25 protein-coding genes are annotated in these 26,915 nt (G+C 69.4%); 8 read left to right on the top strand and 17 right to left on the bottom strand.

Features of this window, described 5'->3' with window-relative positions:
* Position 1: 1 nt before the first annotated feature.
* Complete coding sequence (locus EPA64_RS01165) at positions 2-958, bottom strand: substrate-binding domain-containing protein (RefSeq protein WP_134724403.1); 957 nt, start codon at positions 956-958, stop codon at positions 2-4.
* A 107-nt stretch (positions 959-1,065) separates the two neighbouring features.
* Here EPA64_RS01165 and EPA64_RS01160 point away from each other — a divergent pair, with 107 nt between their 5' ends.
* Complete coding sequence (locus tag EPA64_RS01160; protein WP_220443698.1) at positions 1,066-2,388, top strand: aminotransferase-like domain-containing protein; 1,323 nt, start codon at positions 1,066-1,068, stop codon at positions 2,386-2,388.
* Between the two features lie 392 nt (positions 2,389-2,780).
* Positions 2,781-3,818 (top strand): fatty acid desaturase, encoded by a 1,038-nt coding sequence (locus EPA64_RS01155; RefSeq protein ID WP_134724401.1) that lies wholly within the window; start codon positions 2,781-2,783, stop codon positions 3,816-3,818.
* Between the two features lie 76 nt (positions 3,819-3,894).
* Here the strand turns inward: EPA64_RS01155 and EPA64_RS01150 are convergent, their stop codons facing one another.
* From EPA64_RS01150 to EPA64_RS01130, 5 genes are all read right to left on the bottom strand, one after another.
* Positions 3,895-4,893, bottom strand: coding sequence for a PAS domain S-box protein (locus EPA64_RS01150; protein WP_181953483.1), 999 nt, complete (start codon positions 4,891-4,893; stop codon positions 3,895-3,897).
* Positions 4,894-5,223: 330 nt separating this feature from the next.
* Positions 5,224-6,030 (bottom strand): HpcH/HpaI aldolase family protein, encoded by an 807-nt coding sequence (locus EPA64_RS01145; protein WP_134724399.1) that lies wholly within the window; start codon positions 6,028-6,030, stop codon positions 5,224-5,226.
* A gap of 42 nt (positions 6,031-6,072) precedes the next feature.
* On the bottom strand, positions 6,073-7,191 hold the full coding sequence (locus tag EPA64_RS01140; RefSeq protein ID WP_134724398.1) for an NADH:flavin oxidoreductase/NADH oxidase: 1,119 nt from the start codon (positions 7,189-7,191) through the stop codon (positions 6,073-6,075).
* Between the two features lie 357 nt (positions 7,192-7,548).
* Positions 7,549-8,514 (bottom strand): class II fructose-bisphosphatase, encoded by a 966-nt coding sequence (glpX, locus tag EPA64_RS01135; RefSeq protein WP_134724397.1) that lies wholly within the window; start codon positions 8,512-8,514, stop codon positions 7,549-7,551.
* Between the two features lie 209 nt (positions 8,515-8,723).
* Positions 8,724-8,984 carry a BolA family protein gene (locus EPA64_RS01130; RefSeq protein WP_181953482.1) on the bottom strand — a complete coding sequence of 87 codons (261 nt, stop codon included), beginning with the start codon at positions 8,982-8,984 and terminating at the stop codon, positions 8,724-8,726.
* 72 nt (positions 8,985-9,056) lie between these two features.
* On the opposite strand from EPA64_RS01130, the gene EPA64_RS01125 reads away from it, so the two are divergent.
* Positions 9,057-9,683 carry a DnaJ domain-containing protein gene (locus EPA64_RS01125; protein ID WP_134724396.1) on the top strand — a complete coding sequence of 209 codons (627 nt, stop codon included), beginning with the start codon at positions 9,057-9,059 and terminating at the stop codon, positions 9,681-9,683.
* A 64-nt stretch (positions 9,684-9,747) separates the two neighbouring features.
* Here the strand turns inward: EPA64_RS01125 and EPA64_RS01120 are convergent, their stop codons facing one another.
* Complete coding sequence (locus tag EPA64_RS01120; protein ID WP_134724395.1) at positions 9,748-10,341, bottom strand: peptidylprolyl isomerase; 594 nt, start codon at positions 10,339-10,341, stop codon at positions 9,748-9,750.
* A complete protein-coding gene (locus tag EPA64_RS01115; protein WP_134724394.1) occupies positions 10,334-10,840 on the bottom strand; it encodes a peptidylprolyl isomerase in 507 nt (168 codons plus the stop codon). The genes EPA64_RS01120 and EPA64_RS01115 overlap by 8 nt, the downstream gene beginning before the upstream one ends.
* Before the next feature lie 177 nt (positions 10,841-11,017).
* Here EPA64_RS01115 and EPA64_RS01110 point away from each other — a divergent pair, with 177 nt between their 5' ends.
* Positions 11,018-12,220 (top strand): phosphoglycerate kinase, encoded by a 1,203-nt coding sequence (locus EPA64_RS01110; RefSeq protein ID WP_134724393.1) that lies wholly within the window; start codon positions 11,018-11,020, stop codon positions 12,218-12,220.
* 60 nt (positions 12,221-12,280) lie between these two features.
* Here the strand turns inward: EPA64_RS01110 and EPA64_RS01105 are convergent, their stop codons facing one another.
* On the bottom strand, positions 12,281-12,511 hold the full coding sequence (locus EPA64_RS01105; RefSeq protein ID WP_134724392.1) for a hypothetical protein: 231 nt from the start codon (positions 12,509-12,511) through the stop codon (positions 12,281-12,283).
* A gap of 157 nt (positions 12,512-12,668) precedes the next feature.
* On the opposite strand from EPA64_RS01105, the gene EPA64_RS01100 reads away from it, so the two are divergent.
* The 4 genes from EPA64_RS01100 to EPA64_RS01085 all read left to right on the top strand — a co-directional run bounded on the left by EPA64_RS01100 (position 12,669) and on the right by EPA64_RS01085 (position 16,579).
* Entirely contained in the window at positions 12,669-13,598 is a 930-nt protein-coding gene (locus tag EPA64_RS01100; protein ID WP_134724391.1) for a class I fructose-bisphosphate aldolase, read from the top strand.
* Positions 13,599-13,729: 131 nt separating this feature from the next.
* Positions 13,730-14,914 carry a zinc-dependent alcohol dehydrogenase gene (locus EPA64_RS01095; RefSeq protein ID WP_425467004.1) on the top strand — a complete coding sequence of 395 codons (1,185 nt, stop codon included), beginning with the start codon at positions 13,730-13,732 and terminating at the stop codon, positions 14,912-14,914.
* 31 nt (positions 14,915-14,945) lie between these two features.
* Entirely contained in the window at positions 14,946-15,713 is a 768-nt protein-coding gene (locus EPA64_RS01090) for a histidine phosphatase family protein (protein WP_134724390.1), read from the top strand.
* On the top strand, positions 15,710-16,579 hold the full coding sequence (locus EPA64_RS01085) for an NAD(P)H-hydrate dehydratase (protein ID WP_134724389.1): 870 nt from the start codon (positions 15,710-15,712) through the stop codon (positions 16,577-16,579). Before EPA64_RS01090 ends, EPA64_RS01085 begins: the two co-directional genes overlap by 4 nt.
* 225 nt (positions 16,580-16,804) lie before the next feature.
* Here EPA64_RS01085 and EPA64_RS01080 read toward each other — a convergent pair whose 3' ends face one another.
* From EPA64_RS01080 to EPA64_RS01045, 8 genes are all read right to left on the bottom strand, one after another.
* Positions 16,805-17,311: a DUF421 domain-containing protein gene (locus tag EPA64_RS01080; protein WP_134724388.1), complete on the bottom strand. Its 507-nt coding sequence runs from the start codon at positions 17,309-17,311 to the stop codon at positions 16,805-16,807.
* Positions 17,312-17,337: 26 nt separating this feature from the next.
* Positions 17,338-19,146, bottom strand: coding sequence for a thiamine pyrophosphate-requiring protein (locus tag EPA64_RS01075; RefSeq protein ID WP_134724387.1), 1,809 nt, complete (start codon positions 19,144-19,146; stop codon positions 17,338-17,340).
* Positions 19,147-19,334: 188 nt separating this feature from the next.
* Positions 19,335-20,300, bottom strand: a complete 966-nt coding sequence (locus EPA64_RS01070) for a Bug family tripartite tricarboxylate transporter substrate binding protein (RefSeq protein WP_134724386.1) — start codon at positions 20,298-20,300, stop codon at positions 19,335-19,337.
* Positions 20,301-20,357: 57 nt separating this feature from the next.
* Entirely contained in the window at positions 20,358-21,866 is a 1,509-nt protein-coding gene (locus EPA64_RS01065; protein ID WP_134724385.1) for a tripartite tricarboxylate transporter permease, read from the bottom strand.
* 9 nt (positions 21,867-21,875) lie between these two features.
* Positions 21,876-22,337 (bottom strand): tripartite tricarboxylate transporter TctB family protein, encoded by a 462-nt coding sequence (locus EPA64_RS01060; protein WP_134724384.1) that lies wholly within the window; start codon positions 22,335-22,337, stop codon positions 21,876-21,878.
* A gap of 55 nt (positions 22,338-22,392) precedes the next feature.
* The gene (locus EPA64_RS01055; RefSeq protein ID WP_134724383.1) at positions 22,393-23,367 is read right to left on the bottom strand and encodes a tripartite tricarboxylate transporter substrate-binding protein; all 975 of its coding nucleotides are present in this window, start codon (positions 23,365-23,367) and stop codon (positions 22,393-22,395) included.
* Between the two features lie 191 nt (positions 23,368-23,558).
* Entirely contained in the window at positions 23,559-24,923 is a 1,365-nt protein-coding gene (locus EPA64_RS01050; protein ID WP_134724382.1) for a sigma-54-dependent transcriptional regulator, read from the bottom strand.
* Positions 24,920-26,770: a sensor histidine kinase gene (locus EPA64_RS01045; protein ID WP_246026548.1), complete on the bottom strand. Its 1,851-nt coding sequence runs from the start codon at positions 26,768-26,770 to the stop codon at positions 24,920-24,922. The genes EPA64_RS01050 and EPA64_RS01045 overlap by 4 nt, the downstream gene beginning before the upstream one ends.
* Positions 26,771-26,915 lie beyond the last annotated feature (145 nt).

Below are 26,915 nucleotides of genomic sequence, written 5' to 3'. Positions count from 1 at the left end.
GTCACGGCACGCAGGAATCGGGAAACAGGTCATCGGCCCCCAGCGCGCGGTCCAGGATGCCCTGTTCGTGCAGTTCGCGGCCGAAATCGTCGATCATGCGCCGGTTCGCCGCCAGGCCGCTTGCGTCCACATCCTCGGGCAGGTCGCGCGCGGCGCGCAGCAACTCGTCCAGCGTCCACGGGCTGGTATCGGCGTATTTGCGGCGCTTGGCCGTCCAGATGCGGCGCGAGTCGTCGATCATGCGGCTGATCTCGGCCCCCGCCCAGGGATGCGCCTCGTTCACCTTGGCGGTGAGGGTGATCATGTGCATGCCGGGGATATAGCCCACATCGTCGAAATACGCCCGCTCCGCGGCGACGAAATCCGGCACAAGCTGGCGGAATGGGCTGGCGGCCGAAAAATAGCCGTCGGGCATGAAGGGGGTGAACACCGCATCCAGCGCGCCGCGGGCAAGGGCGTCCATCATCGGTTCCTCGTCCGGCATCGCCTCGATCCGGCCCGGGCGGCCAAAGCCGTCAAGACGGTCGGTGACCGGATGCGCGCCGGTCAGGCGGCCTGCGAACCACATCGCATCCTCGACCCCCACGCCCTCGCGGCGCAGCGCGGCGCGGGTCCAGGTATTGCCCGAATCGCGCCAGCCGGTGACGCCGATCCGCTTGCCCTTCAACTCGCCCAGCGCCTGCAGCGGGCTGTCGGCACGCACGATGACGCAGCGATGGCGAAAGCCGCGCATGATGAAATTGGGGACGCCCACGATGCTGTCGTCACCCTGCGCGCAGGCCGAAACATAGCGGCTGAACGAGGTTTCCGCGGCGTCATACGGCCCGCCCGCCTTGCCGACCAGCGTGCCGACGCGGTCGATGTCCAGCCGCAGACGGTCGGACGCGACCTCGTTCAGGACCAGCGGGGTCAGATAGTCCCAATCCCGCGTCGCGACCCTCAGCGTCACCTGCGTCATGTTCGATCCTTTTTGCCGGCCCTTTGTTCAACGATATGACCTATACAAACCCTGATCAAAGAGTATTACGTTACTGATCGAAATAAGGGCGGATGCGAACCTTGGGTATGGATGCAAACTGGCTGGCGGCGCGCATGTCCGGCCGCTCGGCCCGCGCGATCGCGCATGAGGTGTCGGCCCTGATCCGGTCGGGCGAACTGCCGGTCGGCGCCCAGCTTCCCACCATCCGCGAACTTGCGCGCGAGATGGGCGTCAGCCCCGCCACGGTGTCGCAGGCGTGGAAAAGCCTGCGCCGGCACAGGGTCATCGAAGGCAGCGGCCGGCGCGGCACCCGCGTCAGCGCCAGCGTGGGCGGCGGCGCGCGCCCCGAACGCATGGCCAGCGTGGCCAATTACGGCCCCGACATCATCGACCTGTCCCGCGCGGCCCCCGACACGCGGCTGCTGCCCGCGCTGGAACCGGCGCTGGCGGCCGGGGCGGCGGTCGCCGGTCTCAACAGCTATGACCGCGAACGCATCCTGCCCGCCCTTGACCGCTGCCTGCGCCGGGACTGGCCCTATGACGCCGGCGCGCTGCTGGCGGTGAACGGGGGATACAACGGCATCTATACGGCGCTGCACGCGCTGATCCGTCCCGGCGCGGTGATCGCGGTCGAACATCCGACCCCCATGCGCCTGCTGGACATTCTGGAGGACATGGACCTGACGATCCTGCCCGTCGATTGCGACGATCAGGGTCCGCGCCCGGACCTGCTGGCGCAGGCGCTGGCGCAGCGCCCGTCGGCCTTCCTGTTCCAGCCGCGCCTGCATGGCGCGACCGGCCACATGCTGACGCCCGCGCGCCTGACGGAACTGCGCGACGTGCTTGCGGCATCGGACACGCTGATCATCGAGGATGACGGCGTGGGCGATCTGGCGATGCTGCCCCGGCAGTCGCTTGGCCGCTGGCTGCCGGACCGGGTCATCCACATCCTGTCCTTCTCGAAATCGCTTGGCCCCGATCTGCGGCTGGCGGTGATGTCGTCCACCGTCCCCCTGATCGAGGAAATCCAGGCCTTCCGCCTGTTCAGCTCGGGGTGGACCAGCCGCATCCTGCAGGGCGCCGCATGCTGGCTTTTGCAGGACGCGCAGGCGCAGGCACTGCTGGACCGCGCGCGCCGCACCTATCAGGACCGCCGCGACGCGCTGGCCACCCGGCTGCGCGACGACGCCATCCCGATCGGGCCGGGGGGCGGGCTGTGCCTGCGCGCGCCGGTGCGGTCCGAAAGCTATGCCCTGGTCACGCTGGCTGCGCGCGGCATCGCCGTCCAGCCGGGATCGAAGTCGAGCTTCGGCCCTTCGCATCACGTCCGCATCGCCACGGGCATCATGGATGAACGCGTCCTGCAGGCGACGGCGCCGCATATCGTCCTGGCCTGCAAGGGCGGCTGAACCACGCGGCCCTTGTGCAGGGGCAAGGCGGCGCCGCCACGAAACTGCGGCGGGACGTGCGGCGCGCGACAAGCGGCCTTGGCGGGGAGCAGGCGGCGGGGCACCCGCGGCAGGGTCACGGGCGTGACGCGCCGACGCGCAGGCCGCCGCCCGCGTGGCGACGGCGCCCGCGTCCCAAGGTGGCCGGTTCGGCCGCGTCCGCCAACCGACACCCCCGGGGCCGTGACCGTTCCGTTCTTCCCGGCCGCACCCTTCCGCCAACGCCCGGCGGGCCGCAACCTTGCCGGTCTTGACGTCGCCGCTTGCCGGGACGGTCCGCGCCCCCTAGATGACGCCAACAGGAAACGCCGTGCGGGCCGATGGGCATACGTGGCTCAAGCACAGGGGCGTCAATGCCGACAACTTTCGACGACGCGCCGGCTGGCCAGGCGCGTTCGGCCAAGGACTGGGTCCGGGTTCTTGCCAAGTATCGCGAGCCGTCCACCCGCCGCAGCATCCTTGAACTGGTGGTCACGCTGGTCCCCTTTGTGCTGCTGTGGGCGCTGGCCTGGGCGGCGATGTCGGTCGGCTATTGGCTGACCGTCTGCATCGCGATACTGAATGGCCTGTTCCTGGTGCGCATCTTCTGCATTCAGCACGATTGCGGCCATGCCTCGTTCTTTCACAGCCGCAGGGCGCAGGACTGGGTCGGCCGCTGCCTGGGGGTGCTGACGCTGACGCCCTATGACGTGTGGCGGCGCACCCATTCCATCCACCACGCCCAGCACGGCAACCTGGACCAGCGCGGCATCGGCGACGTCCTGACGCTGACCGTCGCCGAATACCGCGCGCGCGGGCCGATGGGCAGGCTGATGTATCGCCTTTACCGGCACCCGCTGGTGCTGTTCGTGCTGGGCCCCAGCTATCTGTTCCTGCTGCAGAACCGCCTGCCCTTGGGGCTGATGGCGTCCGGCTGGCGATACTGGATTTCGGCGATGGGGACGAATGCCACCATCGCCATCGTCCTTGCGCTGATGATCTGGCTGGGGGGCATGACGCCCGTGCTGCTGATCTATATCCCGACTTCGGTGATCGCGGCGACCATCGGGGTCTGGCTGTTCTATGTCCAGCACCAGTTCGAGCAGACGCACTGGGCCGCCAACGACGAATGGCAGCTGCACGAGGCGGCGCTGGCGGGATCGTCGCATTACGTGCTGCCCGCGCCGCTGCGCTGGCTGTCCGCCAACATCGGCATCCACCACGTCCACCATCTTTACAGCCGCATCCCGTTCTATCGCCTGCCGGAAATCCTGCGCGACCACGCCGAACTGGCCGACGCGCAGCGGCTGACGCCGCGGGAAAGCCTGCGCTCGGTCAGGCTGCATCTGTGGGACGAGGAGCTGAGCCGCCTGACCTCGTTCCGCGAGGCCCGGCAGCGTTACGGCGCCTGACGTTCCGGCGTGGCGCGGCGCCGGCGGCCGTCAGTCGCCGCGGGTCAGGTTGGAACGCGGCCGGCGCTGGCGGCCGTCAGTCGCCGCGGGTCAGGCAGTCGAGGCTGAGGTCCAGGACCGCGTGCATCCCCTGCGGCGTGAAGGTCCGCTGGAACGATCCCTCAAGCTGGTCGCGCACCGCCGCCTCGCACATGGTGGTGCCAAAGCCGGTCCCCTGCCCGCCGTCCGCGCGCGGCGCGATCTCGCATTCCTCGGTCCAGCGGATGACGAACCGGTCGCCGCGGCGTTCGCCCGCGATCGAAAGACGCCCGGTCGGCTGGGACAACGCGCCGTATTTCACGGCATTGGTGCAAAGCTCATAGAACACCAGCGCAAGCGGCGTCACGGCCCGGCTGCCGACGTCGATGCTGTCCACGGCGACCGCCACGGGGGTCGTCCGGGTAAAGGGATCGAGGATCGCCGACAGCAGCGCGTCCAGCGGACGGTGGCCCGCCTGGACCCCGTCCACGGCCAGCGTCGGGGCGGCCAGCGCATGCGCCGACGCAAGCGCGCGAAAGCGTCCGCGCATCAGGCTGACCAGATCGTCCACGGTCGCGGCCTGTTCCGCGCACAGCGGCAACAGCCCGCTTGCGATCGCAAAGCAGTTCCCGACCCGGTGCCGCATCTCGGACAGCAAAAGGCGCTGCTGTTCGGCCGCGCGATGCTGCGCGGTGATGTCCCGCGCGATCTTGGACGCGCCGACGATCTCTCCGGCCGCATTCCGAACGGGGGAAATCGTCACCGAGACCGGGATCAGATTGCCGTTCTTGTCCTTTCGGATCGTTTCGAAATGGTCGATCCGTTCGCCCGCCCGCAGGCGGCTGATGAACCCCGCCTCTTCGTCCTGCCGGTCTTCCGGGAAAAGGATCGTGATCGGCTTGCCGATCACCTCGTGCGCCTCATAGCCGAAGATCCGCTGGGCGCCGCCGTTCCAGGTCAGGATGATGCTGCTGAGATCCTTGGCGACGATGGCGTCGTCGGAACCCTCGATGATCGCGGCATAGTGTTGCTTCAGCGTGTCTTCTATCTGGCGCACGAATGGCTCTCGACCGGTGAGCGTTCGAACGCTCGTTCCCCCTTCCCGATGGGACGAGGCAGGCGGTTTGTCGGACGAAGGCGTGGAGTCCATTGGTCGTGGGTCGCGCAATCGGGGCGACAATCCGCACCTTTCCGACATCTAGCGACAGACCGTGCCCCCCACAAGCGAAACGCTGCCGGGGGCGAAAGCGGATGCCTTGTCCGTGCCGGTGATGGAAATCGGGTGGCGCCCCGACATCCGGTGCAAAACACCAACCGCCACAAAAGGATGGCCGGGCCTTGGCAAGGGCAGGGTCAGGCCGCCGGGGACCGCGGAGGCCGCCCCGTTCTAGCCAGCCCGTCCGCCCCCGCCCACGGGCGCGCCGCCGACCCTTTCGCGCCATTTCCGAACCGACTGGGACGCGGCGGCGGCCAAAAGCGCCGTGTCGCCCGACAGCGTCGTCAGGTCGAATCCCCAGCCGATGGCGCGGGCGGCATAGTCGGGCGTCCCGCAATGCAGGCCCGCCATGATGCCGTGGCGCTTGCAGGCGGCCAGTATGGTCTGGATCAGCGCGATCATTTCCGGCTCTTCCCGGTCAAAGCCGGGCCCAAGCCGCCCACCCTGCGTGCTCAGCGTCAGGTCCGAGGGGCCGACATAGACGCCACCCAGCCCCGGAACCGCCACGATCTCGTCCAGGTTTTCCACGCCGTCCCGCGTCTCGATCATGGCAAAGCCCAGCACCTCGTCGTTCGCCTCGACGCCATAGCCGCCATAGGCGACCGCCGCGCGCGTCGGCCCGGAACTGCGCTGCCCCTTGGGCGGATAGTGGATCAGGCTGACAAAGTCGGCAGCCTCGCGCGCGGTGTTGATCATCGGGCAGATGATCGCCTGCGCGCCCGCGTCCAGCGCCTTCATGACGATCCCCGGCTCGCGCCACGGCACGCGCACGACGGGCGTCACGTCCCAGCCGCGCATCGCCTGCATCATCAACAGCGCGTCGCGGTAATCCAGCGCCCCGTGCTGCATGTCGATGGTGACCGAATCGTAGCCCTGCGCCGCCATGATCTCGGCCGTCATGGTGCTGCCGATGGACAGCCAGCCGTTCAGGATCGGCTGCCCGCCCGCGTGCATCTGCCTGAGCTTGTTTCTGAACATCGTCCTGCCCCGCCGGTGTTGTTCTTGCCGCGCCGCAAAGCCTCAGCTTTCGCCGCTTTCGTCCAGGTCGAACAGCGCGCGATACTGCCGGGGCTGCGAGCGCAGATACTGGTTCGGGGCGCTGACCCGCGCGCCCAGATGCGCCGCCGCGTGCCAGGGCCAGCGCGGGTCGAACAGGATCGTGCGGGCCAGCGCGATCAGGTCGGCGTCGCCCGTGCCGATGATCGCGTCGGCCTGGTCATAGCCGGTGATCAGCCCCACAGCGACCACGGGCATGGTGGTCGCCTGCTTGACGGCGCGGGCCAGCGGCACCTGATAGCTGGGGCCGACGGGGATCTGCTGGCGCGGGTCAAGCCCGCCGCTGGACACATGGATCGCGTCGCAGCCGCGCGCCTGCAGCGCCTGCGCCAGCGCGACGGTCCGGGCGACGTCCCAGCCCCCGTCCACCCAGTCGGTGCCCGAGACGCGCACCGTCACCGGCCGATCGGCAGGGAAGGCGCTGCGGACGGCGTCGAACACCTCGAGCGGGAAGCGCATCCGGTTTTCGGCGCTGCCGCCGTAATCGTCGCCCCGCCGGTTCGACAGCGGCGACAGGAACTGGTGCAGCAGGTATCCGTGCGCGGCGTGGATCTGCACCGCGTCGATGCCCAGCCGGGCCGCGCGCCGGGCGGCGTCGGCGAAACCGGAACGGACCCGGTCCAGCCCCTCGTCGTCCAGCGCGACCGGGGCATGATCGCCGTCCTGAAACGGGTCCGCGCCGGGGGCGACGGTCTGCCAGCCGTGCGGGTGATCCGGCGCGATCTGGGCGCCGCCCTGCCACGGCAGGTCCGTCGAGGCCTTGCGACCGGCATGGGCCAGCTGGATGGCGATGGGCATGTCCGACCAGCGGCGCAGGCTTTCGATGGTGCGGCCCAGCGCCTCTTCGGTTTCGTCCGACCACAGGCCGACATCGGCATAGGTGATGCGCCCCTCGGGCAGCACGGCCGTCGCCTCGATCGTCAGCAGCGCCGCGCCGGACAGCGCAAGGTGGCCGTAATGGATCGTGTGCCAGTCCGTCGTGCAGCCATCGACCGCCGAATACTGGCACATCGGCGCGATGACGATGCGGTTGGCCAGCCTGAGGGTGCCGACAGCGAAGGGCTTGAAAAGACTGGGGGTCATCGGCTCCACTCGTGTCTGGTCCGCAGTCGCCGCCCTGCCCGTCCGGCGATCACGGGACAAGGCCGGGGTGCAGGATTGGTAGTCGAGCGCCCCGGTGCGGGCAAGTGGCGCTTCCGGCGGGCCGCCGGACCGCGCGTTGCGCCGCTGGCGGACGCGCGGGCGTGGCGGGTGCGCTTTCAGCGTCTGCCGGACGTTGTCCCGCGCCCCTTGCACCCGTCTCCTGACACGCGACGCCGCAGCTGCCGGTTACGGGCGGCCGCCGCGCGGTGGATCTCGACGCGGGCGTCCCGACCCTGCGGCAAACGCAAGGCGCGCCACGGACGGCACCGGGCCACAGCCCGGCACCGCCCGGCGCCGTCACTTGATCGGGTTGCGATAGAACATGCGGCGCACCGATCCGGTCTTGGACCGCATCAGGATCGTCTCGGTCTCGATGAAATGCGGCTCGCGGCGCAAGCCCTGCACGATGGAACCGTTGGTGACGCCGGTCGCGGAAAAGATCACATCGGCCGTCACCATCTCGTCGCGGGTATAGATGCGGTTCAGGTCGGTAATGCCGGCCTTGCCGGCGCGGCCGCGTTCGTCGTCGTTGCGGAACATCAGACGGCCCCACATCTGCCCGCCCATGCATTTCAGCGCGGCCGCCGCCAGCACCCCCTCGGGCGCGCCGCCGGAACCCATATACATGTCGATGCCGGTCTTGTCGGCCTCGGCTACGTGGATGACGCCCGCCACGTCGCCGTCGGTGATCAGGCGGATCGCGGCGCCGGTGGAACGGACCTCGGCGATCATCTCCTCGTGCCGCGGGCGTTCCAGGATGCAGACGGTGATGTCCTGCGGCTTGACGCCGCCAGCCGCGGCCAGCGCCAGGACGCGTTCGCGCGGGGACATCTCAAGGCTGACCACGTCCTTTTCATAGCCCGGCCCGACGGCCAGCTTGTCCATATAGACGTCGGGCGCGTGCAGCAGCGTGCCGCGCGGCGCCATCGCGATCACGGTCAGCGCGTTCGGCATGTCCTTGGCGGTCAGGGTCGTGCCTTCCAGCGGGTCCAGCGCGATGTCCACGTCGGGGCCGTTGCCGGTGCCCACCTCTTCGCCGATGAACAGCATCGGGGCCTCGTCGCGCTCGCCCTCGCCGATGACGACGACGCCCTTGATGTCCAGCATGTTCAGCTGGTCGCGCATGGCGTTGACGGCGGCCTGGTCGGCGGCCTTTTCGTCGCCGCGCCCGATCAGCCGGGCCGAGGCATGCGCCGCCGCCTCGCTGACGCGGGCCAGTCCCAGGGACAGCATGCGGTCGTTGAAATCCTTGGGGGCGGTCATGGTGAGGTTCCTTGTTGGGCCAGCGCTGGCCGGGTTCTAGGCGCGCGGTCACGCAGCGGCAAGACTGGGGCCGCTAACGGTCGGCAAAGATGGCGGCACTTGACCCGCGCGCGGCCCGCGCCCACATCGACCCCGCCGCGCCGGGGCGGTGGAGCCGGACCGCCCCAAAAGCCGCCGGACCGGCCGTCGTCCTTCGGCGGGGCGCGGCGCTATTCGGCCGACAGTTCCAGCGCCAGCGCGTGGATGCGCGGCACGATGTCGCCCAGCGTGCGGTTGACCAGCCGGTGCCGGTCGACGCGGCCCATGCCCGCGAAGGCCGGCGCGCTCATGCGGATGCGGTAATGCGTCTGCCCGCCCTCGCGCCATCCGGCGTGGCCGTGGTGCTGCTCGCTCTCGTCGATCACCTCCAGCCGCGACGGCGCCAGCGCCGCCAGCCGGTCCCGCATCTCGTCGGCAATCAGTCGCGCCATTCGTCCCGTCCCTCTTTCAAAGCCGTGCAAAACCCCTACACTCCCGGTCCCGAGTCGCAAAGAAGGCCCCTTATGTCCAGCAACGACCCGTTCGGTTTCGATATCTCTGCCGCCTCTGACAAGAAGCGCCGGACCAAGGGCCGTCGCGGCATGTCCGGCGCGTTCGAGACGTCGACCCGGCGCTGCGACAAGGCCGGCTGCGATGCGCCCGGCCAGTATCGCGCGCCGAAATCGCCCAAGCAGCTGGATGATTACTACTGGTTCTGCAAGGACCACGTCCGCGAATACAACCTGAACTGGAACTATTTCCAGGGCCAGTCCGAGGCCGAGTTCCAGGAGTTCCTGGACAATGCCACCGTCTGGGAACGCCCCACCCGCCCCTTTGGCCGCGCGACGCAGGAACAGGCCTGGGCGCGCCACGGGGTCGAGGATCCGCTGGAGATCCTCGGCCAGAACGGCACCAGCCCCGACGCCCGGCTGCGCGCCGCCCGCAAGCTGCCGCCCACGGAACGCCGCGCGCTGGACATCCTTGAGGCCAAGGACAGCTGGACCAAACCGGAAATCCGCAAGCAATACAAGTCACTGGTCAAGGATCTTCACCCCGACATGAACGGCGGCGACCGTTCGGACGAGGATCGCCTGCAAGAGGTGGTCTGGGCCTGGGACCAGATCAAGGACAGCCGCAGTTTCAAGGACTAGACTGCGGCTTTCCGCACGAAAAAGCCCCCGTCGCCGGGGGCTTTTCCGTTCGCGGCAGCGGCGATCACTCGGCGATCGTGACCTTGGCCATATAGTCGGGCTTGTCCACCGAACCGTTGGCGGCGGAATTGCCTTTTTTCACGGCGTTCAGCACGTCCCAGCCGTCCACCAGCTGCCCCACGACGGTATATTGCCCGTCAAGGAACGGCGCGGGCGCCAGGTCGATGAAGAACTGGCTGTTGGCGCTGTTGGGGTCCTGGCTGCGGGCCATGCCCACGGTGCCGGCCTGAAAGCTGACGTCGTTGAACTCGGCCGCAAGGTCCGGCATCTCGGACCCGCCCATGCCGGCGCGGGCGGTGTCGCCGCCCTGCTTGCCGTGCTGGACGTCGCCGGTCTGCGCCATGAAGCCGTCGATGACGCGATGGAACACCACGCCGTCATAGGCCCCCGACTTGGCCAGCGCGACCAGCCGCTCGACATGGCCGGGCGCCTTGTCGGCGAACAGGTCCAGCACGATCGTGCCCTTGGGCTGGCCTGCAGCGTCCGCGACCTCGATCACCATGTTCGGGCCGGGGCCGTCGGTGACGCCCGGCAGGCCCTGGGCCGACGCGGCCGTGGCGGACAGCGCAAGGGCGGCGGGAACCAGAACCTTAAGCATCGGCAGCCACCTTGACCGAGATCATGCGGTCGGGGCTTGCCGGCGGCTCGCCCCGCGCGATCTTGTCGACGTGTTCCATCCCCGAGATGACGCGGCCATAGACCGTGTATTGCCCGTTCAGGAAATCGTTGTCCTTGAAGTTGATGAAGAACTGGCTGTTGGCGCTGTTGGGGTTCTGCGACCGCGCCGCCCCCAGCGTGCCGCGCGCATGCGGCAGCCTGGAAAACTCGGCCGGCAGGTCGTCCATGTCGGACCCGCCCGTGCCCGCGCGGCCGGGGTTATAGTCCTTTTCCATGTTGGCGTGCTGCACGTCGCCGGTCTGCGCCATGAACCCTTCGATCACGCGGTGGAACGCCACGTTGTCATAGGCGCCCGCGCGGGCCAGCGCCTTCATGCGCTCGGCGTGCTTCGGCGCCACGTCGCTGAGAAGCTCGATCACCACGGGGCCGTCCTTCAGCTCGATGATGATGGTGTTCTCCGGGTCTTTGATCTCGGCCATCCGGCTCTCCTTTTCGGTCGGTGTGACGGACATAGGGTCCGCCGTCCGCCAGCGCAACGCGCGGGGCGGCGGGCGGGGTCCGCCCTGACAGGGCGATGCGACGTCTCGCTGGTTGACGAAAAAGTCATCATCCCGCAGAACCGCCAAAAGTCTTTCCGCCCGGAAAAGGATATGCGCATGGCCCGTTTCAACACCATCGACGACATGGACATGGACGGAAAGGTCGTGCTGACCCGCGTCGACCTGAACGTCCCGGTCGAGGACGGGCGCGTCACCGACGCCACCCGGATCGACAAGATCGTCCCGACCGTCAAGGATATCCAGGCCAAGGGCGGCATCCCCGTCCTGCTGGCGCATTTCGACCGCCCCAAGGGCCAGCGCAACGACGCGATGAGCCTGCGCCAGATCGTGCCCGCGCTGGAAGCGGCGCTGGGACAGCCCGTGCGCTTTGCCGACGAGGCCGTCGGCGGCCCGGCCAAGCGCGCCGTGGCGGAGCTGTCCGCGGGCGACGTGCTGCTGCTGGAAAACACCCGCTTCTATCCCGGCGAGGAAGGCAACGACGCGCATTTCGCGGCCTCGCTGGCGGCGCTGGGGCAGGTTTACGTGAACGACGCGTTTTCGGCCGCCCACCGCGCCCACGGATCGACCGAGGGGCTGGCGCGGCTGATGCCCTGCGCCGCGGGCCGCCTGATGGAGGCCGAGCTGAACGCGCTGGACGCGGCGCTTGGCAACCCAGAACGGCCGGTCGTGGCGGTCGTGGGCGGGGCCAAGGTGTCCACCAAGCTTGACCTGCTGTCGAACCTGATCGCCAAGGTCGATCATCTGGTGATCGGCGGCGGCATGGCCAACACCTTCCTGGTGGCGCAGGGGATCGAGGTCGGGAAAAGCCTGGCCGAACGCGACATGGCCGACACCGCACGCGACATCCTGGACCGCGCGCAGGGCGCGGGCTGCACCATCCACCTGCCGGTGGACGTGGTCGTGGCGCGCGAGTTCAAGGCGGGCGCGGCCAGCGAGACGGTGCCCGCCAGCGCCTGCCCGCCCGATGCCATGATCCTTGACGCGGGGCCGCAGACCGTCGCCGCCATCCGCGACGTGTTCGCCACCTGCCGCACGCTGATCTGGAACGGCCCGCTTGGCGCGTTCGAGATCGAGCCGTTCGACGCCGCCACCAATGCCGCCGCCGCGGCCGCGGCCGAACTGACCCGCGCGGGCAGGCTGGTGTCGGTCGCCGGCGGCGGCGACACCGTGGCCGCGCTGAACAAGGCCGGGGTCGCGGGCGATTTCACCTTCACCTCGACGGCGGGCGGCGCGTTCCTGGAATGGATGGAGGGCAAGGATCTGCCCGGCGTCGCGGCCCTGGTCGCCGCCAAGCGCTGACCGGCGGCGGGCCGCACTGGCGAGCAATGACCCGCCCGGACTGGCCCGCCCGCCCCCGCCCTAGGGGTTCTGCGGCGTCGGTGCGGCCCCTTCCGGGCTGACGACGGGCGCGTCCGACGTCGCCGGACCCTCGGCCACCGCGCCCGCGGGCTGGACGGCGTCCTCGTGCGTTTTCCAGGGCGACAGGAACAGCAGCGCCAGCGCCGCTGCCGCCAACGCGACAAGGATGGCCAGGATGGCGGGGCGGTGACGGCGCGCCGACCGCGCGGCATTGTCGTCGTTGTGCGACATGGGTGTCTTCCCTCGCTAAAAACCCTCAACGCCGGGCGATCCGGGCGCGTTCCGCCCGCCCTGCCCGCAAAGCCCCGTGCCGTTAGCGCAACCGCACTTTCCCCCGCGTCCCGGTCTGATAAGGCAGGCCATCCCGAACCCGATGCGGAGCCGTCCCATGCAGATGACCGAGACCGTCAAGAAGATCCTCGCCAATTATGAGGGCGAAAACCCCGGCGTGAAGGGCAACCTTGCCCGCATGCTGATGACCGGCAAGCTGGCCGGCACCGGCAAGATGATCATCCTGCCGGTCGATCAGGGCTTTGAACACGGCCCCGCGCGGTCCTTTGCCAAGAACCCGCTGGGCTATGACCCCCATTACCACTATCAACTGGCCATCGACGCCGGGCTGAACGCCTATGCAGCGCCCCTGGGCATGATTGAGGCCGGCGCCGACACCTATGCCGGCCAGATCCCCACGATCCTGAAATGCAACAGCGCCAACAGCCTGATGAGCGACACCGCCGGCAAGAACCAGGCCGTGACCGCGACCGTGCAGGACGCGCTGCGGCTGGGCTGCGCCGCCATCGGCTTTACCATCTATCCGGGTTCGGACATGGCGCTGGACATGTTCGAGGAGATTTCCGAGATGCGCGCCGAGGCCGCATCCGTCGGCATCCCGACCGTGATCTGGTCCTATCCGCGCGGCGAGGCGATCACCAAGGACGGCGAGACGGCCATCGACATCGCCGCCTATGCCGCGCAGATCGCGGCGCTGCTGGGCGCGCATGTCATCAAGATCAAGCTGTCCACCGACGTTCTTGAGAACAAGGATGCGAAGAAGGTCTATCAGGACCAGGGCATCGACATTTCCACCCAGGCCGCGCGCGTGCGCCACTGCATGGATGCGGCGTTCGGCGGGCGGCGGATCGTCGTCTTCTCGGGTGGCGCTGCCAAGGGCGAGGACGCGGTCTATGAGGACGCCCGCGCCATCCGCGACGGCGGCGGCAACGGCTCCATCATCGGGCGCAACAGCTTCCAGCGCTCGCGCGAGGATGCGCTGACGATGCTGGGCAAGCTGGTGGACATCTATCAGAACAAGGGCTGAGGGGCGGCGCGCCCGTCAGGCACCGGATCGGGGGCGGCGGGCGACTGCCGCCCTTTGGCATTGCGCCGCAGCCCCGCGATGAACATCGGCGGGAACCATGACGCGCCCGCCCTGTTTCCGTTGCGCAGCCAATGGGAAACAGCATCATGCGCGCGATCACCTTTCACGGCACCGGGGACGTCCGGGTCGACACCCACGACGACCCCACCATCGAGGACGCGGGCGATGTCGTCCTGCGCGTGACCAGCACCGCCATCTGCGGGTCCGACCTGCATCTTTACGACGGTTTCATCCCCGAGATGCGCAAGGGCGACATCGTGGGCCACGAGTTCATGGGCGAGATCGTCGCCGCCGGGTCGGGCGTCACCCGCCACAAGATCGGCGACCGGGTGCTGGTGCCCTTCAACATCGCCTGCGGGCACTGCGCGTTCTGCCGCGTCGATGCGTTCTCGCTGTGCGACAACACCAACCCCGACCACGAAAAGGTCGAGGCGCTTTACGGCCAGGCCGGGGGCGGGATGTTCGGCTATTCCCACCTTTTCGGCGGCTATGCGGGCGGACAGGCGGAACTGGTCCGGGTGCCGCACGCCGATGTCGGCCTGCTGGCCGTCCCCGAGGGGCTGCCGGACGAAAAGGTGCTGTTCCTGACCGACATCTTTCCCACCGGCTATCAGGCGGTCGAACAGATCGGCACCGGGCCGGGCGATCTCGTCGCCGTCTGGGGCTGCGGCCCCGTGGGCCAGTTCGCCATCCGCTCGGCCCTGATGCTGGGGGCGGAACGGGTCTTTGCGCTGGACTTCGAGGAGGGTCGGCTGGCGCTTGCGCGCGAGGCCGGAGCCGAGACGATCGACCTGTCCAGCGAGGACAGCTATGACCGCCTGATGGAACTGACCGGCGGCAAGCTGCCCAACCGCTGCGTGGACGCGGTCGGCCTTGAGGCGCACGGCGCATCCGTCATCGGCAACGTCTATGACAAGGTCAAGACGACGCTGATGCTGGAAACCGACCGCCCGAACGCGCTGCGCGACGCCATCATGTGCTGCCGCAAGGGCGGCGCGGTGTCGATCCCCGGCGTCTATGCCGGGGTGGTGGACAAGTTCCCCATCGGCGCGGCCTTCGGCAAGGGGCTGATGCTGCGGGGCGGGCAGACCAACACGCGGGCCTATATGGACCGGCTGCTGAAACGCGTCGTCGCGGGCGACATCGATCCCAGCGTCATCATCACCCATCGCGGCACGCTGGATGACGGGCCGGGGTTTTACAAGACGTTCCGCGACAACCGCAGCGAATGTTTCAAATGCGTCATGACGCCTTGATCCCGGCGCGGCCCGGCATGCGACGATCGCCATGACTCCCCGCTGGCCCGAACGGCTGTGGATCGTGCGCCACGGCGAAAGCGCGGGCAACGTCGCCCGCGACGCCGCCTATCAGGCGCAACTGGCGCGCATCGAACTGACCGGCCGCGACGTGGACGTGCCGCTGTCGGATCTGGGCGAACGGCAGGCGCGCGCCCTGGGCCACTGGTTCGCGCAGGGCAACGAGGAGGGGCGGCCGAACGTCGTCCTGTCCTCGCCCTATCTGCGCGCGCAGGACACCGCGCGGCTGTTCCGCGACGCAGGCGGCTGCGCGCCCGACCAGCGCATCCACCTTGACGAACGCCTGCGAGAGAAGGAGTTCGGCATCCTCGACGGGCTGACCGGCATCGGCATCCGCGCCGAGTTGCCCCAGCAGGCCGAACTGCGCGCCATGCTGGGCAAGTTCTATCATCGCCCGCCGGGCGGCGAGAGCTGGTGCGACGTGATCTTCCGGCTGCGCGCGCTGCTGGACACGGTCGGGCTGCACCACGGCGGCTGCCGGGTGATGATCGTGGCGCATCAGGTCGTCGTGTTGTGCCTGCGCTATATCATCGAGGGCCTGACCGAAGAGCAGATCCTGGCCATCGACCGCGAAAAGGACGTGGCCAACTGCTCGATCACCGAATACCGCTGGACACCCGGCGCCGCCGACACCGATGGAGAGATGGAGTTGGTCCGCTATAACGTCACCGCCCCGATGGAGGCCGAGGACACGCCCGTCACCCGCGAGCCCGATCCCATCGTGGGAACCCGCGGATGACCGGCGAGGCGCTGGACGCCCGCTGGCTGCGCCGCCACCCGCTGCCGCAGCACCCCGAGGATACCGACAAGAACAGCCGCGGGCAGGTGATGCTGGTCGGCGGGTCGCGGATGGTGCCCGGCGGCATCGTCCTGACGGCCGAGGCGGCGTTCCGCGCGGGCGCCGGCAAGGTCCAGATCGCCCTGCCCGAGGCGCTGGCGATCCCCGCGGGCTTTGCCCTGCCCGAGGCGGGGTTCTTTCCCCTGCCGATGACGCCCGATGGCGAGATCGCGGGGCCGGGCGATCTCGCCGGCCGCATCGGGCGCTGCGGCTGTCTGGCGATCGGTCCGGCGATGGCGTCAGCCGATGCGGCCGGGCTGCTGCTGGATGCCCTGCTGCCGGTGGCGGAAATGCCGGTCATCCTGGACGCGGCGGCGGTCGGCGCGGCCGCCGGCCGGCACGACCGGGTGGCAGCCCTGGGCGGGCGCGCGATCCTGACCCCGCACCTGGGCGAGATGGCGCAGCTGACCGGCCTTTCGGCCGACGAGATCGAGGCGCGCCGCGACCACGTGGCCCGCGACTTTGCCCGCCGTCTGAACGCGGTGCTGATGATCAAGGGCGCGACGACCCTGATCGCCAACCCGGAGGGCGAGATGATGGTCTATGCCGGCGGCGGCGTCGGGCTGGCGACCGGGGGGTCCGGCGACGTGCTGACCGGCGTCATCGCCGGGCTGTGCGCCCGCGGCCTGCCGCCGTGGCAGGCGACCTGCTGGGGCGTCTGGCTGCACGGAGAGGCCGGGCGCAGGCTGGCCGAACGGCTTGGCCCGATGGGTTTCCTTGCCCGCGAACTGCCGGGCGAGTTTCCCAGCCTGATGCGGGGCGTGTGACGGCCGTTCATGTCGCCCGCGGCCGGACGCAGCCGCCCGCGCCCGTGCTGCGGGGCTGCGGTTCGCGCGTCGGGTGGACAGCTTCAGGGCGGCCCGTCCGCCAGCGTGTGCGCCGCATCCCCTGACCGGTGTCGGCGGCTGCCCTCCTCAGGGTGGCCAGCTGCAATGGCTGCCCGCCCGCTTGCGGGTCCGCCGTATGACGTGACCAGCTTCCGCGGCCCGCCCTCAGGTGGCCAGCTTCGACGGCGGTCCGCCCTCGTCGTCCTGCGGGTCGGCCTTGATGACGCTCAGCCGGCCGTCGCTTTCCAGATGCGCGATCTTGACCTGATCGACGCGCTCAAGCCCCTCCATCCGCAGGTTGCTGTCCAGTTCCTCGGCGGTCAGCGACTCGCGCCGCAGATGCTCGGGGATGGTCTTGCCGTCGCGGATGACGACCAGCGGACGGTGTTCGGCCAGCCGCTCGATCCAGCGAAAGTGGAACGACAGCTTGTTGATCCCCCAGTTCAGGACCACCATCGTCATGATCTGCACCGTTCCGCCCGTCAGCGACGAGAAATCCCCCAGCGCGTGCGACGCCGCCTCGGTGATCAGCAGCAGGAACACCAGGTCCATCGACGCCATCTCGCTGGCCGTGCGGCGCGGCAGGATGCGGAACAGGACCAGGAACAGCAGGTAAAGGAACGCGCCCCGCAGGATCAGTTCGAACAGTGGCGTCTCAAGCTGGAACATCATGACCTCGATTGTTGACGGTGTGCCGGTCAGCCTTCCGGCAGGATGCGGCCGATGACCTGTTTCGCCGCGCCCGCGATGGCGGCGCCCGGCCCCGGTTCGCCCTGCCACAGCGCCTGCGCGAACGCCCGCGCCTGTTTCATCGTGATGTGCGGCGGCAAGGGCGCGACGTTCGGATCGCCCAGGATGTCCAGCACGAACGGCCGGTCGGCGGCCAGCGCCTCGTCCCAGGCGGGGCCGATGTCCTCGGGGCGTTCCACGCGGCGGCCGCCCAGCCCCATCAGCCGCGCGACGTCGGCATAGGGGATGTCGGGCAGCGTCTGGCTTGCGGGCCATTTCGGATCGCCGATCTGGACCCGCTCCTCCCATGTGACGAAGGCCAGCTCGCGGTTGTTCAGCGCCATGACAACCAGCCGCGGGTCGGCCCATTGCCGCCAGTAACGCGCGATGGTGATCAGTTCGGACATGCCGTTCATCTGCATCGCGCCGTCCCCCGCCAGCGCGATCACCGCCCGGTCGGGATGGGCGAACTTGGCGGCGATGGCATAGGGGACGGCGCAGCCCATCGTGGCCAGCGTGCCGGAACACGACCCCTTCATCCCCGCGCGCAGGTCCAGGTCGCGCGCCCACCAGACGGTCGTCGTGCCGCTGTCGGCGGTGACGATGGCGCCATCGGGCAGGCGCGGGGTCAGCTCGCGGGTGATGCGCTGGGGGTTGATCGGCTCGGCCTCGGTCGCGGCCGCGCCCGCCAGCGCCTCGCGCGACTTCGCAACCTCCTCCTCGACCTTGGTTCGCCAGCCGCGGTCCTGCTTGCGTTCCAGCAGCGGGACCAGCGCGCGCAGGGTGGCGGCGGCGTCGCCCAGCAGGTTCACCTCCATCGGATAGCGCAGGCCCAGCATGGCGGCGTCGCGGTCGATCTGGACGCCCCGCGCGGTGCCCGGCCTGGGCAGGAACTCGGCATAGGGAAACCCCGAGCCGACCCACAGCAGCGTGTCGCAGCCCCGCATCAGCGCGTCGCTGGCGGGGGTGCCCAGCAGGCCCATCGACCCCGTGACCCACGGAAGGTCGTCGGGCAGCACGGTCTTGCCCAGCAGCGCCTTGGCCACGCCCGCACCAAGGATGTCGGCGACCTGCCCCACCTCGTCGCTGGCGTCCAGCGCGCCCGCGCCGACCAGCATCGCCACGCGTTCGCCCGCGTTCAGCACCGCCGCCGCCGCCAGCGCGTCGGGTTCGGGGACCGGCCGCGTCCGCGCCAGCCCCACGCCCGAGAAGGTCGCGCCATGCGCCCGCGCGGGCTGTTCCATCGGCAGGGTCTGCAGATCGTTGGGCAGGATCACGCAGCAGACCCGCCGTTCCGCCTGCGCGATCCGCCAGGCCCGGTCGATCAGATGCGGCACCTGCTGGGGCACGGTGGCGGTGGCCACGAACGCGCCCGCGACGTCCTTGAACAGCGACTGCAGGTCCAGATCCTGCTGGTAATGCGACCCCATCGCCGTACGCGCCTGCTGGCCGACCAGCGCCACGACGGGCATGTGATCGCCCTTGGCGTCGTAAAGCCCGTTCAGCAGATGCACCGCGCCCGGCCCCGATGTGGCGATGCACAGCCCGACCTCGCCGGTGAACTTGGCATGGGCGGTTGCGCACAGGCCCGCCATTTCCTCGTGCCGGACCTGCACGAACTGGATGCGGGGCGCGTCGGCGTCGTCCTTTGCGGCCTTGTCCATGCGGTGCAGCGCGCCGATCAGCCCGCCGATGCCGTCGCCGGGATAACCATAGACCCGCCGCGCGCCCCAGTCGTGCAGCCGTTGCCAGATGAAATCCGCGACCGTGTCCGCCATCGTTCCGCAGCCCCCGTGCGTCAAGTGCGCCAAACCCGAAGGGCAACGCGCAATGGGGCGTCCGGGTCCGTCGCCGTGTGGTGGGGGGGGGCGCGCCCCGACTGCCGCTGCCGAAACGCAGATGCCGCGCGGGGTGGCCGCGCGGCATCGGGTTGGCGTCCGCAAGGGCCGGGCGCGCCCCGCAGCGGTCAATCCAGGCTGACGTTCGCGTCCTTCACGACCGGCGCCCATTTCTCCATCTCGGCCGTGACATGGGCGGCCAGTTCCTCGGGGGTCGAGGCGACGATGGTGGCCGAGAACTCGGCCATGCGCCCGGCGACGGCGGGGTCGGCCATCGCGGCCTTGGCGGCGGCGGCCAGCGCCTCGATCGCCTCGGGCGGGGTGCCGGCGGGGGCAAACAGCGCGTTCCAGCTATAGGTCTCATAGCCGGGCAGCGTCTCGGCGATGGCGGGCACGTCCGGGAAGGACGGCGCGCGTTCCGTCGTGGTCACGCCCAGCGCCCGCAGCTTGCCGCTGGAAATGTGGCTGGAGGCCGAGGGCAGGTTGTCGAAGATGATCGGCACCTGATTGCCCAGCACGTCCGTCAGCGCCGGACCCGACCCCTTGTAGGGGATATGCGTGATGTCCACGCCCGCCATCGACTTGAACAGCTCGCCCGACAGGTGCAGCGGCGTGCCGTTCCCGGACGACGCATAGGCCAGCGGGTCGGTCTTGGCCAGGTCGATCAGTTCCTGCACGGTGTTGACCGGCAGTTCCGGGTTCACCGCCAGCACGTTCGGCACCAGCACCAGCAGCGACACGGGCGCGAAATCGGCAACCGGGTCATAGGGCTTTTGCTTGAGGATCAGCGGGTTCAGCGCGTGGGTCGCGACCGTCCCCATCAGGATCGTATAGCCGTCGGCGTCGGCCTTGGCGACCTGCTGCGCGCCAAGGCTGCCGCCCGCCCCGCCCACGTTCTGCACCACGACCTGCTGGCCCAGTTCCTGGGACATCCGCTCGGCCACGATGCGGCCCACCACGTCGGTGGACCCGCCGGCGGCAAAGGGGATCACCAGCGTAACCGCGCGTTCGGGAAACTGGGCCGCGGCGGCGCCGGCAAGGCCAAGGCTCAGCGCCGAGGCCAGCAGGACGCGGCGGGTAAGGGTCGTCGTCATCGGTATCCTCCCTGTGGTTTTCCGTATCGTCGGACGGCGCGGCCCGCCGCCCGGTTGTCAGGCGTCGCTTTCGGTGAAGACCTCGTCCCGGCGCTTGCGGATCTGCGGCAGGAACACCAGCGCCAGCACGGCCAGCGATGCGATCAGCAGCCCCAGGCTGATGGGCCGGGTCACGAAGGTGGTCGGATCGCCCCGCGACAGGATCATCGCGCGGCGCAGGTTCTCCTCCAGCAGGGGGCCGAGGACAAAGCCCAGCAGCAGCGGCGCGGGTTCGCAGCGCAGCTTGGACAGGACATAGCCAAGCAGCCCGAAGAACGCGACGGCGAACAGATCATAGGGGTTCGAGGCGACGGAATAGACCCCGATCGAACACATCGCCATGATGATCGGGAACAGCACGTAATAGGGCACGGTCAGCAGTTTCACCCACAGCCCGATCAGCGGCAGGTTCAGCACGACCAGCATCAGGTTGCCGATCCACATGCTGGCGACGATGCCCCAGAACAGGGCCGGCTGCTCGGTCACGACGTTCGGGCCGGGCACGATGCCCTGGATGATCATCGCGCCGATCATCAGCGCCATGACCGGGTTGGCCGGGATGCCCAGCGTCAGCAGCGGAATAAAGCTGGTCTGCGCGCCTGCGTTGTTGGCGCTTTCCGGCCCCGCGACGCCCGCCAGCGCGCCCTTGCCGAACTCCTCGGGGTGCCGCGACAGCTTTTTTTCCACGGTATAGGACGCAAAGCTGGCCAGGATCGCGCCGCCGCCCGGCAGGATGCCAAGGACCGACCCGATACCCGTGCCGCGCAGGATCGGGCCGACCATCCCGCGCAATTCCTCGCGCGTGGGGAACAGGCGGTTGATGTTCTTCGTCATCACCTGCCGGTCGTGTTCGTCTTCCAGGTTGCGCAGGATTTCCGCGATGCCGAAGACGCCGACCGCCACCGCGACAAAGTTCAGCCCGTCGGCATACTGGGTGATCCCCATCGTGAAGCGCGGCGCGCCGGTATAGATGTCGGTGCCGACCAGCCCCAGCAGCAGACCCAACACGACCATGCCCAGCGCCTTCAGCACCGACCCGTGGGCCAGCGCGACCGACATCACCAGCCCCATGACCATCAGGCTGAAATACTCGGCCGCGCCGAACTTCAGCGCGATCGTCGTCAGCGGCGGGGCGAAGATCGCCACCAGGAACGTCGCGACCGTCCCGGCGAAGAACGACCCGATGGCGGCGGTGGCAAGCGCCGTGCCGGCCTTGCCCTTGCGCGCCATCTGATAGCCGTCGATGGCCGTCACCGCCGACGAGCTTTCGCCCGGCATGTTGATCAGGATCGCGGTGGTCGAGCCGCCGTATTGCGCGCCGTAATAGATGCCCGCCAGCATGATCAGCGAGCTGACCGGTTCCAGCTGGAACGTGATCGGCAGCAGCATGGCGATGGTCGCCGTCGCCCCGATCCCCGGCAGCACGCCGATCAGCGTGCCAAGGATGACCCCGATCAGGCAGAACAGCAGGTTGGCCAGCGACGAGGCAACGCTGAAGCCCAGTGCAAGATTGCTCAGCAGGTCCATGTCATCCCCTCAGAACGGCAGCCACGGGCCAAAGCGGCGGAACGGCAGGCCAAGCCCATAGCTGAACACAAGCGTGGCCAGGATCGTGACGGCGACGGCCAGCCCCAGCGCCGGCAGCGGCCGCATCCGCATCGACGCCTGCGACGCGATCAGCGTCGTGACGAACAGCGCCGGCACAAAGCCCAGCCCACGCACGGTCAGGCCGAAGAAGACCGGCGCGGGCAGGATGAACATGATGCCGCGCCAGGCGATCAGGCCGAACGGCTCGTCCTCGCGCCCGAAGGCCTTGAGCAGGACCAGCAGCCCGATCAGGACCAGCAGCCCCGACAGCACCAGCGGGAAATAGCCCGGCCCCATCCGCAGCGAGGTGCCCAGTTCCAGCCCCAGCGCCTGCCAGCCGAAGAACAGCCCCGTGGCCATCAGGAAGACCCCGGCGATCAGGTCGGTGTTGTCCTTGGGTTTCGTGGACATGCGTGCCCTCCGCTTGGTGTGGCCCCGCTGCCCGGCCGGGCAGCGGGGATGCCGGTCAGTCGGCGTAGACGCCCGCGGCCTCGATCACCGGCTTCCAGCGCAGGATCTCGGTTTCCAGCTTGACCTTCAGCGCCTCGGGGGTGGCGTTCTCGGCCGGTTCCGGCGCGGTGCCCAGTTCGGCCATCGCCTTGGCCACGCCCTCGTCCGCCAGCGCCTTCTGCAGCGATTCCGACAGGCGCTGGTTGATCTCGGCCGGCGTGCCCTTGGGGGTATAGATGCCGTGCCAGATGCCGAACTGCATCGTGTCCACGCCGGCCTCTTTCGCGGTGGGCAGGTCGGGGAACAGGTCCAGCCGCTCGGGCGAGGTCACGGCATAGGCCTTGATCGTGCCGCCCTTGATCTGCTGGGTGGTGTTGGTCGTCTGGTCGCACATGATATCGACCTGACCGCCCAGAAGGTCGGTCATCGCAGGCCCCGTGCCCTTGTAGGGGACGGTGACCAGCGGCGCTTCCAGCGCCTGCATCAGCAGCATCCCGCACAGATGCGACGCCGCCCCGATGCCCGCGTTCGCCAGCGTCAGCTTGTCGGCGTTGGCTTTGACATAGTCGACGAACGCCGCGAAGTCGGCGGGTTCAAAGTCCTGCCGCGCGGTCACGACCATCGGCACCTCGGTCACCAGGCCGACGTATTCAAAGGCGTCCAGCGTCTCATAGGCAAGGTTGCGATACAGCGTTTCCGCGGTCGCCATGCCGATGTGGTGCAGCAGCATCGTATAGCCGTCGGCCTCGGCCTTGGCGACGTTGCCCGCGCCCAGCGTGCCGCCCGCGCCGCCGATGTTTTCCACGGTGATCTGCTGGCCCAGGTCCGCGGACATGCGTTCGGCCACCAGCCGCGCCACGGTGTCGGTCGGCCCGCCGGCCGAGAACGGGACGACCATCGTGATCGCGCGTTCGGGGTATGCCTGCGCGAATGCAGGCGCGGTCAGCATCGTCGCGGCGCAAAGCGCCCCGAGCAGTCGGGAAATAGCCATGTCTCCTCCGAATCTGGCAAGGGTGGCGGCACTCCTCCTGCACCGCCCCTGCGCGTGACTGTGGCGATCCGCCGCCTTGAGGCAAAGGAAATATGGCCGCGCCACGCGCCAGACGTTCGGCGCGGCGCGGATGTTGGGTGGATGCGGGAACATCGGCCCGCGCAGATGGGTGGAAATCCACCCAAGGTCCATCAGCCGCCGTCCCTGTCGCCCGGCTCGACGATCAGCCTGCGGTCCAGCCCGTATTTCTGCATCTTCTCGTAAAGCGTCTTGCGCGAGATCCCCAGCGTTTCATAGACCGCGCGCAGCCTGCCGCCGTGGTCGCCGATGGCGCCCGCGATCAGCCCGCGTTCAAACGCCGCGACCCGGTCGGCCAGCCGCGCGCCCTGCCCTTCGCCCGCGCCGGGGTTTTCCAGCCCCAGCACAAAGCGTTCCGCAAGGTTGCGCAGCTCGCGCACGTTGCCGGGCCAGTCCTGCGCGGCCAGCTCGGACAGATAGCCGGGCGGGGCGGCGCGTTCGGGCCGCTTGTGGCGGGCGGCGGCCTCGCGCACCAGCTGCAGGAACAGCAGCGCGACATCCTCGCGCCGCGCCGACAGCGGGGGCACGTGCAGCACCGCCACGTTCATCCGCCAGAACAGATCCTCGCGGAACTGGCCGCGCGCGACCAGCCCGGCCAGATCGACCTTGCTGATGGCGATGAACCGCACATCCAGCGCCACGGGGTCGTTCGACCCCAGCCGGGTGATGACGCGGTCCTGCAGCACCCGCAGCAGCTTGGCCTGCAGTTCCAGCGGCATCGAGCCGATCTCGTCCAGCAGCACCGTCCCGCCGCGCGCGTGTTCGAACTTGCCGAAACGCGGGCGCAGCGCGCCGGGGAACGCGCCCGCCTCGTGGCCGAACAGTTCGCTTTCGATCAGCGATTCCGGCAGCGCCGCGCAGTTGATGGCGATGAACGGCCGGCTGGCGCGGCCCGAGATGTCGTGCAGCGTGCGCGCCACCACCTCTTTCCCCGCGCCCGTGGGGCCGATGATCAGCGTGTCGGCGTCAGACGCCCCGATCGCCCGCAGGCGATAGCGCAGATCCACCATGACCTGCGTGCGGCCGGGCAGCCGCGCCTCGACGTCGTCGCGCTTGCCTGCGACCGCGCGCAGGCGGCGGTTGTCCAGCACCAGCGCGCGATGTTCGACGGCACGGCGGATCACCTGCGCAAGTTCCTGGACGACAAAGGGTTTCTCGATGAAATCATAGGCGCCCTTGCGGATCGCCTCGACCGCAAGCGAGACCTCGGCGTGGCCGGTCACCAGGATCACCGGGATCTCGGGGTCGACCTCGTGCAGGCGGCCCAGCAGGGTCATGCCGTCGATGCCGGGCATGCGGATGTCGCTGACCACCGCGCCCGCAAAGCCGGGGCCTGCCAGCGCCAGCGCCTCCTCGGCCGACGCCAGCGCCTCGACGGCAAAGCCCGCCAGCTCAAGCGCCTGCGCGGTGGACTGGCGCATCTGGCGGTCGTCGTCGACCAGCAGCACGCGCGGGGCGTCGTCGGAAAGGCCGGTCATGCGGCGGCCTGCGCGGGGTCCGCGGCAGGCAGGGTCACGCGGAACTCGGCCCCCGGCCCGGCATCGCGACAGGCGATGGTGCCGCCGAAGTCGCGCACGATGTTGGCGGTGATGGAAAGTCCCAGCCCCAGCCCCGCGCCCATGCCCTTGGTGGTGAAGAACGGGTCGAAGATGCGCTCGGCGATGGCGGGGGGCACGCCCGGCCCCCGGTCGCGGACGCGCAGCGTCACCTTGCCCGCGTCCGCGCGCGCCGACAGGGTGATGCGCCGGTCTGGCAGCCCCTCGACCGCGTCGGCGGCGTTGCTGATCAGGTTCACCAGTATCTGCTGCAACCGGGTGGCCCCGGCCCTGACCGGCGGCAGGTCGGGCGGCACGTCCAGTTCCAGCACCGCCCCGCTTGTCGCCAGCCGCTGCGCCACGATGGTCTGCGCCTCGGGCAGGATCGAGGCCAGCGCCACCGCGCCCAGCTGGTCTTCGGGCTGGCGCGCGGCGTGGCGCAGATGCTTGCCGATGGCTGCCATGCGGTCGACCAGCGACAGGATCTGGGCGATGTTGTCCCGTGCCCGCGCGATGTCGCCGCGCTCGATCAGGATGGCGGCGCTGTCGGCATAGTTGCGGGCGGCGGCCAGCGGCTGGTTGATCTCGTGCGACAGCGACGCCGACATCTGCCCCAGCGCCGCAAGCTTGCCGACCTGCACCAGGCTGGCCTGGGCGGCGCGCAACTCGCGCTCGGTCGCGCGACGCTCGGCGATCTCCTGGCCCAGCTGGCTGTTGACGCGGGCCAGATCGGCGGTGCGGGCCTCGACCCGGCGTTCCAGCTCGGCGGTGGCGTATCGCTGCATCGCCAGCCGTTCGGCCACCCGCGCACGGCGCTGAATCACGAACAGCCCGCCAAAGGCCGCCGCGCACATCAGCAGCACCAGCGAGCCGACGATCCGCCACGCCTCGGCCCGCAGGCCCGCCGTGTCCAGCAGGACGTGGACCGTCCAGCCCGCGCCCGCCATTCCGTATGATGCCGCCAGATAGTCGCGATGCGCGTCGCCGGACGCCACTCTGAACACCGGCAGCCCCAGTTCGCGGCGGCGTTCCAGCGGCAGCTCGCCCAATTCCGCATCGGCATAGCGGCGGGTCGCAAGGGTGCGGGCCAGCCGTTCCTGCGTCGGCGTGTCCAGGCTGCTGTAAAGCCAGCCGGGTTCGGACGACAGGAACACCCGCCCTTCCGGGTCGGTGACCAGAAAGCCGTATTCGCCACCGCGCCACGATTGTTCGATGCGGTCCACCCCGACCTTGACCGCGACCACGCCCAGGATGCGCCCGCCCCCGTCCAGCACCGGGGCCGAGAAGTAATAGCCCCGCACCCCCGAGGTGGTGCCGACGCCATAGAACCGCCCCTCGGTCCCGGCCATCGCCTCGGTGAAATAGGGGCGATAGCTGAAGTTCTGGCCGACAAAGCTGCCCGCGCCCTTGCGATAGTTCGACGCGGCGATGGTCTCGCCGTCGGGCAGGATGACATAGATGTCGGACGCCTGCACCGCATCGCTCTGGTCCAGCAGCCAGACGTTCGTCGCCGTGCGCAGCGCGGGGTTGCCGGGGTTCGCCAGCAGCCGCTGGACCATGTCCAGGTCGGCGACAAGCTGCGGGACGACCTCGTATCGCGCCAGATCGGCCTCGAGCGCGTGGACGGTCAGGCGCAGCGCCGTCTCGGCCCGGCCGAAGCCGGTCTCATAGCTGTGCCGGAACGCCGCCCGCGCCCCCAGCCCCAGAGCCGCCGCCATCAGCAGGACGCCAAGGCCCAGCACGATCCGCGTGGGCCGCGTGCGGGGAACCGGGGCAAGGCTGCTGGACACGGGGCGGCGGCTCCTGCTGGCAGGGACGTTCGGCTGCTGTCATGCGAGGCGACTTGCCCGCACAACGGCGTCAGGGGCGTTTTACCGCAAAGTCCGGGCAACGCAAAGCCAACGAAAAGGCGCCCCCGCGTGGGGGGCGCCCGTC

Origin of the sequence: Paracoccus luteus (assembly GCF_004522155.1) — a bacterium.
GTDB lineage: Bacteria > Pseudomonadota > Alphaproteobacteria > Rhodobacterales > Rhodobacteraceae > Paracoccus > Paracoccus luteus.
This window is presented reverse-complemented; position numbering and strand designations above follow the sequence as displayed.

Excerpts from the sequence above, each read along its gene's own strand:
- EPA64_RS01060 (WP_134724384.1), bottom strand. The coding sequence starts at position 22,337 with ATGTCCACGAAACCCAAGGACAACACCGACCTGATCGCCGGGGTCTTC.
- EPA64_RS01095 (WP_425467004.1), top strand. The coding sequence starts at position 13,730 with ATGGGAAACAGCATCATGCGCGCGATCACCTTTCACGGCACCGGGGAC.
- glpX (WP_134724397.1), bottom strand. The coding sequence starts at position 8,514 with ATGACCGCCCCCAAGGATTTCAACGACCGCATGCTGTCCCTGGGACTG.
- EPA64_RS01090 (WP_134724390.1), top strand. The coding sequence starts at position 14,946 with ATGACTCCCCGCTGGCCCGAACGGCTGTGGATCGTGCGCCACGGCGAA.
- EPA64_RS01160 (WP_220443698.1), top strand. The coding sequence starts at position 1,066 with ATGGATGCAAACTGGCTGGCGGCGCGCATGTCCGGCCGCTCGGCCCGC.
- EPA64_RS01085 (WP_134724389.1), top strand. The coding sequence starts at position 15,710 with ATGACCGGCGAGGCGCTGGACGCCCGCTGGCTGCGCCGCCACCCGCTG.
- EPA64_RS01070 (WP_134724386.1), bottom strand. The coding sequence starts at position 20,300 with ATGACGACGACCCTTACCCGCCGCGTCCTGCTGGCCTCGGCGCTGAGC.
- EPA64_RS01110 (WP_134724393.1), top strand. The coding sequence starts at position 11,018 with ATGGCCCGTTTCAACACCATCGACGACATGGACATGGACGGAAAGGTC.
- EPA64_RS01120 (WP_134724395.1), bottom strand. The coding sequence starts at position 10,341 with ATGCTTAAGGTTCTGGTTCCCGCCGCCCTTGCGCTGTCCGCCACGGCC.
- EPA64_RS01050 (WP_134724382.1), bottom strand. The coding sequence starts at position 24,923 with ATGACCGGCCTTTCCGACGACGCCCCGCGCGTGCTGCTGGTCGACGAC.
- EPA64_RS01105 (WP_134724392.1), bottom strand. The coding sequence starts at position 12,511 with ATGTCGCACAACGACGACAATGCCGCGCGGTCGGCGCGCCGTCACCGC.
- EPA64_RS01125 (WP_134724396.1), top strand. The coding sequence starts at position 9,057 with ATGTCCAGCAACGACCCGTTCGGTTTCGATATCTCTGCCGCCTCTGAC.
- EPA64_RS01075 (WP_134724387.1), bottom strand. The coding sequence starts at position 19,146 with ATGGCGGACACGGTCGCGGATTTCATCTGGCAACGGCTGCACGACTGG.
- EPA64_RS01065 (WP_134724385.1), bottom strand. The coding sequence starts at position 21,866 with ATGGACCTGCTGAGCAATCTTGCACTGGGCTTCAGCGTTGCCTCGTCG.
- EPA64_RS01080 (WP_134724388.1), bottom strand. The coding sequence starts at position 17,311 with ATGATGTTCCAGCTTGAGACGCCACTGTTCGAACTGATCCTGCGGGGC.
- EPA64_RS01130 (WP_181953482.1), bottom strand. The coding sequence starts at position 8,984 with ATGGCGCGACTGATTGCCGACGAGATGCGGGACCGGCTGGCGGCGCTG.
- EPA64_RS01115 (WP_134724394.1), bottom strand. The coding sequence starts at position 10,840 with ATGGCCGAGATCAAAGACCCGGAGAACACCATCATCATCGAGCTGAAG.
- EPA64_RS01165 (WP_134724403.1), bottom strand. The coding sequence starts at position 958 with ATGACGCAGGTGACGCTGAGGGTCGCGACGCGGGATTGGGACTATCTG.
- EPA64_RS01140 (WP_134724398.1), bottom strand. The coding sequence starts at position 7,191 with ATGACCCCCAGTCTTTTCAAGCCCTTCGCTGTCGGCACCCTCAGGCTG.
- EPA64_RS01145 (WP_134724399.1), bottom strand. The coding sequence starts at position 6,030 with ATGTTCAGAAACAAGCTCAGGCAGATGCACGCGGGCGGGCAGCCGATC.
- EPA64_RS01155 (WP_134724401.1), top strand. The coding sequence starts at position 2,781 with ATGCCGACAACTTTCGACGACGCGCCGGCTGGCCAGGCGCGTTCGGCC.
- EPA64_RS01100 (WP_134724391.1), top strand. The coding sequence starts at position 12,669 with ATGCAGATGACCGAGACCGTCAAGAAGATCCTCGCCAATTATGAGGGC.
- EPA64_RS01055 (WP_134724383.1), bottom strand. The coding sequence starts at position 23,367 with ATGGCTATTTCCCGACTGCTCGGGGCGCTTTGCGCCGCGACGATGCTG.